The organism is Candidatus Pelagibacter sp. (assembly GCF_052049995.1).
Classification (GTDB): Bacteria; Pseudomonadota; Alphaproteobacteria; order Pelagibacterales; family Pelagibacteraceae; genus Pelagibacter.
The window spans coordinates 13199-29062 of the sequence record NZ_JBNGYX010000002.1 but is presented as its reverse complement, the minus strand read 5'-3'; the positions used below and the strand labels follow the sequence as shown (position 1 = coordinate 29062).

17 protein-coding genes are annotated in these 15864 nt (G+C 29.2%); 8 read left to right on the top strand and 9 right to left on the bottom strand.

What is annotated here, in order from left to right; translation table 11 throughout:
* Positions 1–11: 11 nt before the first annotated feature.
* The gene (locus ACTT9Y_RS02430; protein WP_075484229.1) at positions 12–536 is read left to right on the top strand and encodes a phosphoribosyltransferase; all 525 of its coding nucleotides are present in this window, start codon (positions 12–14) and stop codon (positions 534–536) included.
* A 51-nt stretch (positions 537–587) separates the two neighbouring features.
* Here ACTT9Y_RS02430 and ACTT9Y_RS02425 read toward each other — a convergent pair whose 3' ends face one another.
* The 5 genes from ACTT9Y_RS02425 to ACTT9Y_RS02405 form a co-directional block, all read right to left on the bottom strand.
* Positions 588–1658, bottom strand: a complete 1071-nt coding sequence (locus ACTT9Y_RS02425; RefSeq protein WP_440932849.1) for a BMP family ABC transporter substrate-binding protein — start codon at positions 1656–1658, stop codon at positions 588–590.
* Between the two features lie 76 nt (positions 1659–1734).
* Positions 1735–2655, bottom strand: a complete 921-nt coding sequence (locus ACTT9Y_RS02420) for an ABC transporter permease (RefSeq protein WP_425319189.1) — start codon at positions 2653–2655, stop codon at positions 1735–1737.
* A gap of 8 nt (positions 2656–2663) precedes the next feature.
* Positions 2664–3728: an ABC transporter permease gene (locus ACTT9Y_RS02415; protein WP_440932848.1), complete on the bottom strand. Its 1065-nt coding sequence runs from the start codon at positions 3726–3728 to the stop codon at positions 2664–2666.
* On the bottom strand, positions 3725–5215 hold the full coding sequence (locus ACTT9Y_RS02410; RefSeq protein WP_440932847.1) for an ABC transporter ATP-binding protein: 1491 nt from the start codon (positions 5213–5215) through the stop codon (positions 3725–3727). The genes ACTT9Y_RS02415 and ACTT9Y_RS02410 overlap by 4 nt, the downstream gene beginning before the upstream one ends.
* Before the next feature lie 3 nt (positions 5216–5218).
* Positions 5219–5809: a deaminase gene (locus ACTT9Y_RS02405; protein ID WP_440932846.1), complete on the bottom strand. Its 591-nt coding sequence runs from the start codon at positions 5807–5809 to the stop codon at positions 5219–5221.
* A gap of 126 nt (positions 5810–5935) precedes the next feature.
* On the opposite strand from ACTT9Y_RS02405, the gene ACTT9Y_RS02400 reads away from it, so the two are divergent.
* The gene (locus tag ACTT9Y_RS02400) at positions 5936–6241 is read left to right on the top strand and encodes a hypothetical protein (RefSeq protein WP_440932845.1); all 306 of its coding nucleotides are present in this window, start codon (positions 5936–5938) and stop codon (positions 6239–6241) included.
* A 138-nt stretch (positions 6242–6379) separates the two neighbouring features.
* A complete protein-coding gene (locus ACTT9Y_RS02395) occupies positions 6380–7702 on the top strand; it encodes a uracil-xanthine permease family protein (protein ID WP_440932844.1) in 1323 nt (440 codons plus the stop codon).
* A 47-nt stretch (positions 7703–7749) separates the two neighbouring features.
* Here ACTT9Y_RS02395 and ACTT9Y_RS02390 read toward each other — a convergent pair whose 3' ends face one another.
* Together ACTT9Y_RS02390 and ACTT9Y_RS02385 are read right to left on the bottom strand one after the other, a co-directional pair.
* Positions 7750–8196 carry an Hsp20 family protein gene (locus ACTT9Y_RS02390; RefSeq protein ID WP_440932843.1) on the bottom strand — a complete coding sequence of 149 codons (447 nt, stop codon included), beginning with the start codon at positions 8194–8196 and terminating at the stop codon, positions 7750–7752.
* A 102-nt stretch (positions 8197–8298) separates the two neighbouring features.
* Positions 8299–10374: a S9 family peptidase gene (locus ACTT9Y_RS02385; protein ID WP_440932842.1), complete on the bottom strand. Its 2076-nt coding sequence runs from the start codon at positions 10372–10374 to the stop codon at positions 8299–8301.
* Positions 10375–10389: 15 nt separating this feature from the next.
* On the opposite strand from ACTT9Y_RS02385, the gene ACTT9Y_RS02380 reads away from it, so the two are divergent.
* Entirely contained in the window at positions 10390–10893 is a 504-nt protein-coding gene (locus ACTT9Y_RS02380; RefSeq protein ID WP_440932841.1) for a J domain-containing protein, read from the top strand.
* Here ACTT9Y_RS02380 and ACTT9Y_RS02375 read toward each other — a convergent pair.
* Complete coding sequence (locus ACTT9Y_RS02375) at positions 10890–11852, bottom strand: glycosyltransferase family 9 protein (RefSeq protein WP_440932840.1); 963 nt, start codon at positions 11850–11852, stop codon at positions 10890–10892. The two genes, ACTT9Y_RS02380 and ACTT9Y_RS02375, sit on opposite strands and share 4 nt — an antisense overlap.
* Positions 11853–11901: 49 nt before the next feature.
* Here ACTT9Y_RS02375 and ACTT9Y_RS02370 point away from each other — a divergent pair, with 49 nt between their 5' ends.
* Genes ACTT9Y_RS02370 through ACTT9Y_RS02355 form a run of 4 tightly spaced genes read left to right on the top strand, consistent with a single transcriptional unit; the run spans position 11902 to position 15516 of the window.
* On the top strand, positions 11902–12786 hold the full coding sequence (locus ACTT9Y_RS02370) for a dihydrodipicolinate synthase family protein (protein WP_440932839.1): 885 nt from the start codon (positions 11902–11904) through the stop codon (positions 12784–12786).
* Positions 12787–13977 (top strand): class I SAM-dependent methyltransferase, encoded by a 1191-nt coding sequence (locus ACTT9Y_RS02365; RefSeq protein ID WP_440925713.1) that lies wholly within the window; start codon positions 12787–12789, stop codon positions 13975–13977. It abuts the gene before it with no gap.
* Positions 13978–14004: 27 nt separating this feature from the next.
* Positions 14005–15192 (top strand): hypothetical protein, encoded by a 1188-nt coding sequence (locus ACTT9Y_RS02360; RefSeq protein WP_440932838.1) that lies wholly within the window; start codon positions 14005–14007, stop codon positions 15190–15192.
* Positions 15193–15243: 51 nt separating this feature from the next.
* Positions 15244–15516 (top strand): hypothetical protein, encoded by a 273-nt coding sequence (locus tag ACTT9Y_RS02355; protein ID WP_440908354.1) that lies wholly within the window; start codon positions 15244–15246, stop codon positions 15514–15516.
* Here the strand turns inward: ACTT9Y_RS02355 and ACTT9Y_RS02350 are convergent.
* The gene (locus tag ACTT9Y_RS02350) at positions 15508–15861 is read right to left on the bottom strand and encodes a thiol-disulfide oxidoreductase DCC family protein (RefSeq protein WP_440908353.1); all 354 of its coding nucleotides are present in this window, start codon (positions 15859–15861) and stop codon (positions 15508–15510) included. The genes ACTT9Y_RS02355 and ACTT9Y_RS02350 overlap by 9 nt on opposite strands.
* Positions 15862–15864 lie beyond the last annotated feature (3 nt).

The window sequence follows — 15864 nt, the reverse complement described above, 5'->3', positions numbered from 1 at the left end:
ATTAAAAAATTATGACAGAAAAAATGATTGTCAGTTGGGATGAGTACAACCAGACTGTTGAAAAGTTAGCCATCCAAATTGATGAAAGTGGATATAAACCAACAATACTGATTGGCATCATGCGTGGCGCAGCACCAATGATAGACGTATTAAGCAGAATATTTAAATTAAAATGTGCATATCTTGCAGTTGAATCTTACAGTGGTAAAGGAGTAGAGGATGAGCAGGGTGATATTGTGTTCTCAAGGGAAATGAGTTCTATAGCACCTAATATGGGTGGTAAAATACTTTTATGCGATGATTTATCTGATACAGGAATAACTTTTAACAAAAGTATAGACTGGTTAAAAAAATATGAACCAATAAAGGATAAAATAGAGGATATCAAAACTGCTACTTTATTTAAAAAAAAGAAATCAACATTTGAGCCAGATTTTTGTGCAAAAAAACTTCCTGATAATCCTTGGATTGTGCAGCCCTTCGAAATTTATGAAGAATTAAGAATTGAAGAAATTAAAAAAAAACATCAGATATAAAAAAGGCCAGTTAAAAAACTGGCCTTTTAAATTTTTTAAATTGGAAAATGATTACTTAGGTATATCTCCTTCAACACCTTTAACATAAGTCATCATACCTGCTAGCATACCATCATCTGCAGTTTTCCCTTCTGCTACCATTAAATTTCCCTTTTGGTCATAAATTGGTCCAGTGAAAGAATGAACTTTACCAGATGCTAAATCTGCTTGAAGTTTTTTAACTTTTGCTTGTAGGTCACTAGGCATTTGAGAATCTAAACCTGAGATTACTACCATACCATCACCTATACCGTGCCATGTATCTTTTTGATCCCATGTACCATTTGCAACAGCTTTAACTCTATCGACATAATATGGTCCCCAGTTATTCTCAACTGAAGTTAATACAGCCTTTGGTGCAAACTTATCCATATCACTTGCTTGTCCAAAAGCATATACTCCAGCTTTTTCAGCCATTTGAACAATAGCTGTACTATCTGTATGTTGAGCAATTACATCAGCACCTTGATCAATTAAAGCTTTTGCTGCTTCTGCTTCTTTACCTGGATCGTACCAAGTGAAAGCCCAAACAATTTTAGTTTTGATATTTGGATTAACTTTTTGAGCTGCTAAGGTAAATGAATTGATACCTCTAATTACTTCAGGTATTGGAAAAGACGCTACATAACCAATCACATTAGATTTTGTCATAGTCCCAGCAATTGTTCCCAAAATAGTTCTACCTTCATAGAATCTAGCAGCGTAAGTTGAAACATTTGGATGTTCTCTTTTGTATCCAGTAGCATGTTCAAATTTTACATTTGGAAACTCTTTTGCAACTTTGTTAGTAGGATTCATATATCCAAAACTAGTTGTAAAGATAATGTCGTGACCAGAATTAGCTAACTGTCTAAGAACCCTCTCAGCATCGGCACTTTCTGGAACGCCTTCTACGTATGTTGTTTTAAATCCGGCAGCTTCAACAGCTTTTCTACCTACATCATGCTGATAAGTCCACCCATGGTCACCAGTTGGACCAATATAAACAAATGCTGCTTTAACATCTTTTGCAATTGCAGCTACAGTTAATGTAAATAATAAAACTAAAGAAGAGACGAAAGAACGAATTAAAAATTTATGCATAAATTTATTTCCCCTTTTGATTTTTTATTTGTTAAATTTAAATTAATTTATCTAAAAAAAAATGATTATTTTAAGATTAATTGTCTTTATGAAAAGATTTCCCCAAGGAACTAGGAGTACTTAGTCTTATTTTTCTACTATCACGAGAAATTACAACTAAAACTATTATTGTAACGATGTAAGGTAGAGCTGTTAAAAATTGCACAGGAATTCTTACTCCGATTGCTTGCATATGAAATTGAATAATGGTCAATCCACCAAAAATCATCGCACCGATTAAAATTTTAATTGGGTTCCACGTTGAGAAAACCACTAGAGCCAATGCGATCCAACCTCTTCCACCTGTCATATTTTCAATCCACTGAGGAGTATAAATCATAGATAAATATGCACCAGCAAGTCCACTCATTGCGCCTCCATAAAGTATACAAGCGTAACGAACTAGCCTAACATTTATTCCTTGATTAGATGCAGATTCAGGTGAGTCTCCTACAGCTCTTACAATTAATCCAATTTTCGTTTTTTTTAAAAAATAGCTAGTTATAAAGGGAAGGGCAAAAGCAAAATAAAAAACAATTGAATGTCCAAATAATATTGGACCTAAAAGTGGTATTGTGTCTTTTAAACCTTCAAATAAAACAGGAAACTCTTTTCCAGGAATACCTACAAAATTTTTTCCTATCATCGCAGAAATACCAATTCCAAATATGGTAAGCGCCAAACCAGTAGCAACATGATTTGTTATCAATGTTTGCGTCAGGAATGCAAAAATAGTTGAAATTAAAACTCCAGCTAACATTGCACCAAAAATTGCAATAATTAAACTCCCTGTAACAGTCATTAATGCGAAACCTGAAATAGCACCAATGATCATCATTCCTTCAACACCAAGGTTTAAAACTCCAGACCTTTCTGTAATTAGCTCACCACAAGACGCTAGGATTAAAGGAACAGCAGAGGCCATGATTGATGCAATTATCAGCCCAATAAAATTTATATCGATGATCATTTTTTTAAACCTATAAATTTAATTTTGAAAAAAAGTAAATAATCCGATGCAAGAAGAAAAAATAAAATCATTCCTTGAAAAACCTGACCAGTATATTTAGGTATTTGCATAAATATTTGAGCTGTCTCAGCACCCAGATAAGTTATTGCAACAACTAGAGATGCAAAGATGATACCGACAGGATGTAAACGACCTAAAAATGCTACAATTATAGCAGTAAAACCATAATCCGGAGAAATTTCTCTATGAAGCTGTCCAATAGGTCCAGTTATCTCTCCAACTCCAGCTAAACCTGCGCAAGCACCACTTATTAGAAAAACAAGAATGATCATTTTTTTACCTTTGAATCCGGCATATTTTGCTGTCTTTAAACTAAAACCCGAAACTTTCATTTGGAACCCTAAATACGTTTTATAAAAAACAAACCAACTGATAACCACCGCAGCTAAAGCTAAAAATATTCCCGCGTGAATTCTCAGTCCTTCAAATAACAACGGAAGTTTAGCAGAGTCACTGAACTGTCTAGTTTCGGGAAAATTAAACCCTTCTGGATTACTCCAAGGGCCAACAACAAGATAGTCTAAAATTAATTTTGAGACATATACCAACATAAGACTTACTAATATTTCATTTGTATTAAAGTAAGTTTTTAAGATTGCGGGTATTGATGCATACAGCATACCACCGATTGCACCAGCTAAAATTACTGTTGGAAGAATGTAAAATCCTTCTTGCTCATAAAACAATAATGCAACTCCTCCAGAAACTATCGCCCCGAAAGTTAATTGTCCTTCGGCTCCAATATTCCAGTTATTACTTTTAAAACAAAAAGATAAACCGATTGCTATTAAACAAAGAGGTGTAGCTTTTAATAGTAATTCACTGAAACCATATTTATCTGAGATTGGAACTATGAAAAAAAATTTAAGAGCTTCAAATGGTTTAAAACCTAAAATAAAAAAAATCAAACCTCCCGCTACTAATGTTAGAAAAATAGCTAATACGGGTGTAAAGAAAAAAATAGCTCTTGATGGTTGATCTCTTTTTACGATTTTAATCAATTTGCTCCTCCCATTAGTATCCCAAGTTTTTCAGAGGTAACTTCTTCAGAATTCATAATTTTTGACAACTTTCCTTTATGAATTACTGAAATTTTATCACTTAATTTTAATAACTCATCGGTGTCTGTAGATATTAATATAATTGATTTATTTTGTTCATTGATTTTAATTAATGTTTCGTGGATATAATTTATTGCTCCAACATCTAGACCCCAAGTTGGATTAAAACAAATTAATAAATCTGGAGATGTTATTAATTCTCTTCCAATAATTAATTTTTGAAGATTACCTCCGGACAAAAATTGACTTTTTAATTCAATGTTGTCCGTATTAACATTAAAATCTGAAATTATTTTTTTGGAATGTTCTTTAATTTTTTTTTCGTTTATTAATCCATTATTAAAAAAATTTGATGATTTAAAATTATTTAGAGCTACATTTTCAAAAATTTTCATTTGTGGAATTGCAGCCTGCTCAAGCCTATCCTCTGGAGAAAAGGCCATCAAATATTCTCTTCTTTCTTGAGGACTTAAATCTCCTATGTAATTATTGTTAAATTCTATAGAGTTCTTTTCCGAAATAATTTCACCGCTTAATACTTGAAATAATTCACTTTGTCCGTTTCCTGATATACCAGCAATTCCTAAACACTCCCCTCGATTAACAGAAAAATTAATATCCGTTAAATTTGTTTCAAAGGGGTCTTCACTTGTAAAATTAAGATTCGTTATTTTAATTAATTGATCTGATGAAGTTTTTATTTTTTTTTTCTTAATTGTTTTTAGGTTCTGACCCACCATTTTGTTAGCAAGTGACTCAATATTTTCGTTCTTTATTTCACTAATAGAAACTAACTTTCCTCTTCTCATTACAGCAACTTCATCACAAAGCTGCATAACTTCCTTTAGTTTATGCGTAATATAAATAATTAAAATTCCTTCTTCTGAAAATTTTTTTAAAGATAAGAATAATTCACTCGTTTCTTGTTCTGTTAATACAGATGTTGGTTCATCCATAATTAAAACTTTTGGACTCCTTATTAGGCATCTTATTATTTCCACTTTCTGTTTTTGACCTGCTGATAGATTTAGAACAGGAATATCAAGATCAATTGAAAAATTATATTTTTTCATAATTGCATCAATTTTTTCTCTTATACTTTCTCTTTGTTCATCTGAATCTATTATTAAGTTTTCAAATACAGACAAAGTTTCAAAAAGATTAAAATGCTGGAATACCATTCCGATATCATTTTTTTTTGCATCTAGTGGCGAATTAAGCTTTAGATTATTTTCATTTAAATAAATTTTACCTTCGTCAGGAATGATGACGCCTGATAGAATTTTAACTAGTGTAGATTTTCCAGCACCATTTTCTCCAAGAAGAGCAAAAATTTTACCACTATTAAATTCGAGTGAAATATTGTCGTTTGCAACACACCCAGGATATATTTTAGTTACATTTGAAATTTTAAGTTTTGTATTCATTAATTAATTTAATGGTATAGAATTTCCATCCTTATTTTCCTGATATTGATTTGATAATTTTTGATATTTTTTTTTAATTTCGTCTAATTGATTTAAAATATTTTCATTTTTTGAAGAAGGTAAATTTTCAATAAGTAAATTTATGTTCTGACTTTTCCAATAGGAATTTTCTTTATTATATTCTCCATTATTAATTTTAAATACTTCTTTGAGTATGTTTAAATCATGTGGAATATTAAATTCATCATTTGTGGCAGTATAAGGAAACAAATAATAAAAATTATCAAATCCAGAAAATGTGATTGCGCTCAAACACATACTGCAAGGCTCATGTGAACTTAAGAACATGCAGTCTTTTTCTTTTGGTCTTTTATTTGCATCCAATTCATAAAATTTTTTAAGAGTATGCATCTCACCATGCCACAATGGATTTTCTATTTCGTTGTTTGTTTCTGCAACTACAAGAGATAAATCATTTTTTTTAATTATTGCTGCACCAAATATTTTACTACCTTTGGCAACACCTTGTACAGTTAAGGGTAAAACTTCTTTTAAAAATATATTTAGTATTTTTTCTAGGGCTTTTTCATTCATATGCTTGAACCATCAAATAAAGAACACAATTGTTACTATAATTAAACTATAAAGTAATAAGAAATAAATTATTTATACAACTTAAAAGTTAATAATTTGTGAAACAAAGAGTGCTAATTTAAACTTATGTCAAAATTAAAATCAGCAATAAGTCTTGTAATTATATTAATTTTTTTTTCAGGGTGTCAAACTGTTAAAGATAAAACAGATGCTATTGTTGAAAAGGAAAATGAAAAATTAAGTAAATTTCTTGGAAAATCAGCTAGTGAACTTCAGATGGAACTTGGAAAACCCGACGAAGACTTTAAAAATGCTAAAGGCAATTTTGAGTTTGTTTATAATAGCAAAAAATACCTTGTTCCATGTGAACGTAGATTTGAAATAAATTCAGAAAATATAGTTGTGGGTTTTGTTTCAAACGGTTGCTTTTAAAATCTATTAATTAAAATAAATCTGCTCATTATAGGTTTTTTTTACTATCTAAAGTGGAGTTGTTCTAAACTAATCAGTTTTTTTATATTAATTCATAGCCAATAATGTAACGTCTATTTAGTTAACGACGGAGGTTATATGGCTTCAAGAAAAACAAGAGCGGGCTCTACAAACAGTCCGGATAAAAAACTTCCATTAAATAGATCCATACCTTTAGGAATTCAGCACGTACTAGCAATGTTTGCTGGTAATATAACGGTTCCTATAATTGTGGCTGGAGTTTTTGGTCAAACGCCCGAACAAAAAATATTTTTGATTCAAATGGCTTTGTTTGTTGCGGGAGTTGCAACGATTATACAGACAGTTGGATATAAAGAAATTGGTGCAAGACTTCCTATTGTTCAAGGAACAAGTTTTGCGTTTATACCAATTATGTTACCATTTAAAGCAGCAGGATTAGGTGCGGTCTTTACAGCAGCTTTCATTGGAGGAATTTTTCAAATTTTTATTGGAAAAGTTTTAAAACCAATAAGACATCTATTCCCACCATTAGTCACTGGTATAGTTGTACTAATGATTGGATTTAGTTTGCTTAAAGTTGGTTTTATGTATGCTGGTGGAGGTGGATGGTTAATGAATAATAAACCTGAAATATTTGCAAATGCAAATCACTTAACTGTTGCCGCTACAGTGTTCATAGTTGCTATCTTTTTCAATCTTAGAGGAAAAGGAATGGCTTCTGCAGCCTCAATTTTAATTGGAATAGTAGCTGGCTTCATAGTTGCAGCAGCACTAGGAATGGTTAACTATGGCAAAATTGCATCCGCAGCATGGTTTGCATTTCCAATGCCACTTCAATATGGAATTGATTTTGTACCTGGTGCAATAATACTAATGTTGTTTATGTCTGTTGTTACAACAATTGAAACAATTGGAGACATAAGTGCTACGACAATGGGTGGTGCTAAACGAGAGGCAACTGATAAAGAAATATCAGGTGGAATTATGGCAGATGGTGTTGGTACTGCATTTGGTGCAATATTTAATGCGATGCCAAATACATCCTATTCACAAAATGCCGGACTAGTTGCGTTTACTGGTGTGGTAAGTAGGCACGTTGGAACTATTGCAGGAATAGTCTTGGTTCTAATGGGATTATTTCCAAAATTAGGTGGAATAATTGCAGCGATGCCAGAGTCTGTGATAGGTGGAGCAGCAATCATTATGTTTGGTATGATTGTAGCTGCTGGTATTAAATTGATTTCAAGGGCAGAAATGGATCAAAGAAATTTATTAATCTTAGCTCTTTCATTGTCTTTTGGAATTGGGATGTCATTGTTACCAGACTTTGTGAAAAATATTCCAGATTTTGGAATAAGTTTAAAACTACTGTTAACAACTGGACTTATACCTGCTGGATTATTAGCATTTGCTTTGAATGCTATAATGGCAAAGAAATAACAAATTTAAACTTGTGGGGAGAAATCCCCACAAGCAAGGTTTAAGACTTATTTAATTTCAATAAGCTTCTTTTTTTTATGTTCTGGAATTATTCTTTCACAAGATATTGTTAAAAGACCGTCTTTAAGTTCAGCACCATTAACTTTTACATCGTCAGCAATAGTGAATGATCTTGCAAACTGTCTTTGAGAAATACCTTTATGAATAATTTCTCCATTAACTTCACTGTCTTCAGATTTATTAACTTGTTTAGTTCTGACAGTTAATAAATTATCTTCGAACTCAACCTCAACGTCTTTTTTGCTAAAGCCAGCTAATGCTACTTCAATTGCATAGTTGTCTTTACCTGTCTTTCGGATGTTGTAAGGTGGATAATTTGACTGCATCGTCAAATTGCCATTTCCCAACATATTTTCGAATTGGTCGAACATATCATCAAAACCAATTGAAAAAGGTCTAAGTGAGTTAAATATAGATAAATCCTTACTTGTCATAATATCCTCCTTTGTTAAGCAAGTTTATTTATGTAAGCCCCATTAGGCGACTTACTAGATTTATATGGGAATTAATTTTTTTTTTTCAAGATTTAAAATGTACTAAATTTTTTTAGAAATCTTTAATGCAAATGCATAGTCAATAGCAATTTCTTCTATTGCCCCATCTCTTCCAGATTTTCCACCATGACCAGCATTCATTTCGGTTTTTAAAAGAAGTAAATTATTATCTGTTTTATAGTCTCTAAGTTTTGCTGTGAACTTTGCAGGTTCATCAAATAAAACTCTATTATCACTTAAACTTGTTGTAATTAAAATATGTGGATAATCCATTTTTTTAATATTATTATAGGGCGCATATGAAAAAATATAATCAAAGTGTTCTTTATTCTCTTTTGCATTTCCAAATTCGTCAAATTCTCCCACGGTTAAAGGTAAAGAATGATCAAGATTTGTTGTTAAAGAATCCACAAAAGGAACAGCCATTATAATTCCTAAAAATAATTCAGGAGATTGATTGACTACAGCCCCCATTAATAATCCTCCAGCTGATCCACCCATTCCAATAATATTTCCTTTTGACGTATAATTCTTTTCGATCAAATATTTTGCTGCGTATATATAATCTTCAAAAGTATTTTTTTTGTTTGTTAATTTTCCCTCTTTCCACCACTTCATACCTTTTTCCATACCACCTCTAATATGGGCTGTGGCCCAAATTATACCCCTATTGATAAGACTTAATCTTGTAGAAGAAAAACTTGGGGACATAGAATTTCCATAAGACCCGTATCCATACAATAAAACATTTGCAGACCCATCAATTTTTGTTTTTTTGTGTCTAGTAATTGTTAATGGAACCATTCTTCCGTCATGAGATTTAAACTCAACTCTCTCAACAATATAGTCATCTTTGTTATGACCAGATGGGATCTCTTGTTCTTTAACAAGTTCTTTTGATTTTGTTGCTAAATTATATTTAAATACTCTAGAAGGAGTTTTAGGTGATGAATATCCCAAATGAACTTCATCGGTATTTCTATCTTTTTGAGTTAAGCTTACTCCTGGTACATAAACAGATTCATCTGAAACAATTAATTCTTCTTCTATATTTGTAGAAATATTTTTGACAAATAATTTATCTAGTGCATCTGATGTTTCACCACGAATAATCCAATTTTTAAGGAATGTTAATCCACCAATTAAAACTTCATCTTTTGCTGGAATATATGTTTTCCAATTTTGATTTTCTAAATTGTCACAAATATCAATTTTAAAGTCCTCAGCATCTTTATTTGTATGATTATAAAATTTACCATCCCATGAATTAACAGAATACAGAACACCTCTTTCTCTTTTAATAATAAGTTTTGGAGATGGATTTAATTCATCTGATTTAAAGTAATATTGTTCTGAAGTATTATGGTCAGAAGTATTTATAAAAAAATATTTTTCATCTGAGCTTTTTCCAATTCCTACTGTAAAAGCCTCGCTTTTCTCCTCAAATATTAATTCATCTTTGCCCTCAAAATCACCTATTCTGTGCCTGTATATTGTTCTTGCTCTATGATTTTCATCAAGTTTAGAATAAAAAATATATTTATCATCTAAACTAAATGTTATTCCCCCCGATGTTTCTGCAATTTCTTTTGAAATAATTTTGTTTGTTTTTATATCTCTTAAATAAATTGTATAATATTCAGATCCTTTAAGATCTAAAGAGTATCCAAGATATTTATCATTGTTACTTACTTCTAAATCTCCAACCCCAAAATATTCAGTTTTAAGTTTTTCTTTTTCTTTATCTCCATTCCATATTTCCTCAATATTTTCTGAACCAATTTTTTTTCTAAGTTTTATGGAATAATTTCCTTTTTTTGTAGTTTTTGTCCAATACTCATAGGTATGATCTTTATAGGGCAAAGATTCGTCATCTAATTTAATTCTTCCTTTAATTTCATCAAATAATTTTTTCTGGATATCTTTTGTGTCTTTAAGATGATGTTCCGTATAAGCATTTTCATCTTCTAAATATTGTTTTACCTCAGGATCTAACTTATTTTTATCTTTGAGAACTTCCAAAATATTATCTTGATGAATCCAGCTATAATTGTCTTCCCAATCAATATTGTGACAAGTTTTTATCTCTAGTTTTTTTTTAAGTTGTGGTAATTTCATTTAAGTAGGAAATATATGAATATTATTATTTATCTAGTTGTAATATTAGTCATTTTATATTTTTTATTGAGATGGTGGTCAAATATTTCTCCAAAAAAAATGTCAAAAGGAGTGAGGCTGGTAACAATTTTATTATTGGCCTTGTTAGCTGTTTTATTTGCAATTGGGGGAAAATTTTTACTTACATTGCCATTAACTCTTGCAAGTCTTGCTTTGGTTAAACTTAAAGGTTTGTCGCTGATCCAATTACTCTCTCTTTATAGACTTATTCAAACTTTAAGAAATTCTGGAAGATTTTCTTTTAAGCAGAATCAAAATAATAACTCTTCTACATTATCAATATCTGAAGCATATAAGATTTTAAATTTAGATATTAACAAAAAACCAACTAAAGAGATAGTAAATAAAGCTTACCAAAAAATTCAAAAAAAAATTCATCCTGATATTTCTCCAGAGACCTCAAGATTATCAGCCATAGTTAATGAAGCCAAAGAAATTGTTCTTAAAGATATTTCTTAATTAATTATTGATATTAGTTTTTCATAAATTTTATCTGGATTAATTTTATCTTTACCGAGTGTATTGTGAGAAACTGTTTTTTCTCCATCAGGAATTATTGGATACATATTTGTGTTGTAAGAACCATAAATTAACGGAGTATCTGCCATTAGTGTAATTGTTTTAATTCCTAATGCTGAAGATAGATGTGAGAAACTTGTATCATTACATATTGCAACATTACAATTTTTAATAACAGGTAAAATTTCTCTTATACTAAGATTGTCTAGGGCAACACATTTTTCTTTAAATTTTGTACTATATAATTCGCTTAAAACTTTTTGTTCATCTTCATTTTTACCTGTAGCTAAAAAAAATCTACATTTTTTAAAAGTTTCTAATTTTTCCATTACGTCTAGAAAAGTTTTTGATGGTATTCTTTTTGTTGGACCTGAACCACCAACACCCAACAAAACATTAAGCTCATCATTATTAATATTAAAGTTTACTGCTGTTTTTTTAACTAAACTATTATCAATTTGAATTTCAGGATTATCACTAGTTTCAATATTTAAATACCTTTTTATTAATTTTTTAGCAGATTCTGTTATATGTTGATTTTGTTTTTCAAATAATGGGTATTGAAATATTTCTTTAATTCCTGCCAATCTAGAAATTAAGTTATACCTCAAAGATGAATTGAAAATAAAAACTTTATCGAAATTATATTTTTTAAGATCACTTGCTAATTTGAAAAATCCTTTAAAACCATCATGTTTTCGATTTATTTTATTGTCTCTCTCTAAGTGAATTATTTCATCAATATAATTTGTTTGATTTAAAAACTCGTTAGCTTTTGAATTTTCTTTAACCAACAAACTAACGGGCACTCCACATTTATTTGAAATAGCTCTAATATAGGGTAGGAAAATTACTGTATCACCTATACCCATTCTGTTTTGAATAGCTAATATTTTCATAGTTAATTTATAAACTTTACTAATTAATATTTTTATATAAATTTTTATTATGAGTAAAATTAAAGGCATTTATGCGGCCTCAATGTCGATCTTAAATGATGATTTGACGCTTGATATTAAAAAAACCATTCTGCACGCAGAAATGGTTATAGACAATGGTTGTCATGGAGTAGCTATATTTGGAAGTACAGGGCAGGCCCAACTTATACCTGTCTCAGAAAAAATTAATTTATTAAATCATCTGACTTCAAGCAAACATAAAGAAAAGTATATTATTGGCACTGGTTTAAATTCTTTAGGTGAAACAATTAATTTGATGAGAGTTTCTAAATCTTTGGGATTTAATAGATTTTTAATTATGCCACCTGCTTATTATAAATATGGAGATAAAGAGGTAATAGAATTTTATAGTAAAATAGTAGATGTAATTTCTGATTGTGAAATAGTACTATATAATTTTGAAAAACTCTGTGGTTATAAATTCAGTATTGAGTGTATTGAAGAGTTAGTAAAAAAGTATCCAAAAAATATAATTGGAGTAAAAGATAGTTCCTATAATCTTTTTGAAAATTTAAAAATTGATAATTTTTCAGTTTTACCTGGATCAGAAACTAAATTATTTAAAGGACTTCAATTAGGCTGTTCTGGAATTATTACAGCAACATGCAATGCTACTTCTACACTGGCAAGAAAAGTTTATGATGATTTTAATGATGGAAACGAACAGACAGTAAATCAAAATCTTTGTGATGTAAGAGTGGAATTTGAAAAGTATAATTTGATTTCAGGTTTACATACTTACTTTAGTAAAAAAGAAATATATTATAAAAATCTTTTGCCACCACTAAGTATTTTAAACTCTAAAGAGGCATCAGATTTAATAACAAATTTACAGAAATTAAACTTTTCATTAAATAATACTAAGGCAGCTTAAATGCAATTAGCTAGATTTTTAAATAATGTTTTTAAAAAAGATGGATTTATCTTAATTGATGCTAATTCTAAAAGTTATATTATTGGTAATCCAAAAAGTGAAAACCCTATAAAAGTTAAAATTTTAAATAAAAATCTCCATTATAAGTTACTACTTCATCCAGATTTATATTTTGGTGAAGCATACACAGATGGAGAAATAATTATAGAAAATGGAACGCTAACAGATTTTTTAGATCTTTCCTTAATGAATTTTGGAAGAGGAGAATTAAATTTTTTCAGTTCTTTAATTAATAAATTAAGAGGTTCATACAGATATTTTACTAACTTTAATTTTATAAAAAAATCAAAAATGAACGTTTCGCATCATTATGATATTTCAGATGATCTTTATGATTTATTTTTGGATCCTAAAAGACAATATTCATGTGCGTACTTTAAAAACGAAACAGACACGCTTGAAACAGCACAAAATAATAAAATTCAACATATTATAAAAAAACTTAATATAAAGCCTAATCAAAAAGTCTTAGATATCGGATGTGGATGGGGATCGCTTGCAACTGACATAGCAAAGAGTGCAAATTGTGAAGTCACAGGTATCACCCTTTCCGAAAATCAATTTAATTATTGTAAAAAAAGAGCAAAAGAACTTAATTTAGAAAATCAGTTACACTTTAAACTTATGGATTATAGGGAGCTAGACGAAAAATTTGATAGAATAGTAAGTGTTGGAATGTTTGAGCACGTAGGAAGAAAATTTTATAGAAAATTTTTTTCACAAGTCGAAAAACTTTTGAAAGATGATGGAGTTTCATTGATTCATACTATAGGGTCAGTAAATCCACCTCGAGATCCACATCCGTGGATTACGAAATATATTTTTCCTGGTGGATATACACCAAGCTTGAGTGAGGTAAGTCCACATATAGAAAAGTCGGGATTAATCGTTGCAGATATTGAAGTTTTAAGGCTACATTACATGCACACTTTAAGACATTGGAAAGAAAATTGTCTCAAAAACAAAGAAAAAATAATTGAAATGTTTGATGAAAAATTTTTTAGAATGTGGGAATTTTATCTTGCAGGTTGTGAGATGGCATTTAAATGGGGTGATCAAGTTGTATATCAATTTCAATTAACAAAAAATTATTCTTCAACACCAGTTACAAGAGACTATATTTATCAATAAATTATTGATAAATATAAATTTCCTCAAATGAAAAAAAAGAAAAAAAAAATAAAAAAAAATTTTTCCAAAAATAAAAAAAAAATTAAAAAAGCTCTAAAAAAAATCAGGAAAAGCAATATTAAAAAAGTAAAGGTAAGACAAAAAAAAAATTCTAAAAACAGAAAAGTTAAAAAATCTAAAAAAGTAATAAAAAAATATAAATCTAAATCACCAAAGAAAACAGATTTGCTTTTAAAGTTAGTTAACTTTCAAAATTCTCTAAAGCCCGAATTTAAGTTTAGATTAAATTTTGGTTTTGAAAAATATATTCAAGCATTTTTTGACAAGATAGCAGATACAATTTCACAATATAAAACTCTAAAAAAAGATGAAGCAAGAAGATTAAAATTAGAAAAACAAGAACAAGAAAGGTTAGATAAGATCAAAATTGCAAAAGAAAAGCAAAAAGAGGCTGAATTAAAAGTTAAATTAAAAGAACAAGCTTTAAAAGATGAAATTAGATTAGAAAAACAAAGAACAAAAGAAATAAAATTATTCTTAAGAAAAGAACAAGCTCTTTTAAGAATTGAACAAGCAGAAAAACAAAAGCAATTTTTACAACAATTAAAATTAGATAAACAAATTGAAAAATTCAGAGTTAGAGAAGTTAAAGAATTGGAGAAATTAGAAAAAATTTCTCTAAGAGAAAAGAGAGAGGATTATGCAGGCTTACAACAAAGAATAGAAAAATTAAAAGAAAAATATCGAATTATAAGAGATCAAAAAATTAGAGAAAGAGTAGAGGCTTTAGGAGTTAAAATTCAGGGAGATGAAGATAGAGAAACACTTTTACAAAAAGAAAAAGAATATACTTTAGCTAGACAGAAAATTGAGTTTGCTCTCGAAAGTTTTTACAGAAGTGCTAGCAGTTTAGTATTTCAATTAAACAAAAGACACATAACAAGACATATGTCTATTTTTAGGTGTATAGACAGAAGATTTGAAACAGGAGAAATATTTATTAAATGGGATGAAGCCTCAGATGATGAATGGCTTTTATTAATTTATATAAAAAATAATTTACCAGATGAAGGAATAGTTATTGAAGACAAAACCAATCCGGAAAAAAATATTTCTCATGAGTTTAAAAATAATGAAATATTTAAGGCCTCAGATACTATGGTTGATGCTCTTACACAGTTAATCGCAAGAAAAAGAGCCAAAAATATCAATTAAATTTTCATACATAATTAAGTATCATTAAGAATGTTACTTTCTTCAATACTAATGATTATTTTGTATCTAGTATTAAAATATGTTCTTGCATGGATAAGATATTTTAACAGTCTCGACTCTAGATTAGGCCAATCTACATGGCGATGGAGTTATGATTATCCCGTAGTTGGTGAAAGGGATATTTCAGATCTAGATGATAAAACTTTTGTCAGACTGAGGAGGAAAAGAAATAGAGTTATAACTCTTATGTATTCAATTTTATTAATTATGTTTTTATTATCTATGTCTTTACTAAGTGAATTTTTAATATTTTTTTTAACTTAGTTTTTTAAGTTGTTTTTTATTTTTTAAATATAAAAAAAAGGCAATTATTTCATACCCATATTTAAAGATTGTGAAAATTATTGGTAGTTTGAAAAATTTATATAAAAATTTGTATTTTGGAATTTTTTTCCAAACATAAAGAAATGCCTCAGCGCCTTGAATAATTTTACCATTCTCCTTAACATGCAATCTTCTTAATAATTCTTTATCATTTCTAGATGTTTCTTTTTCAGCATCTGAGTTATTTGTTATATCTATCCAGTCAATATCTTTGATATTTTCTTTTTTATATAAGTTAATTTCTGATCTACAGATTTTACAAGAGTTATTAAAAAATACTTTCATTTA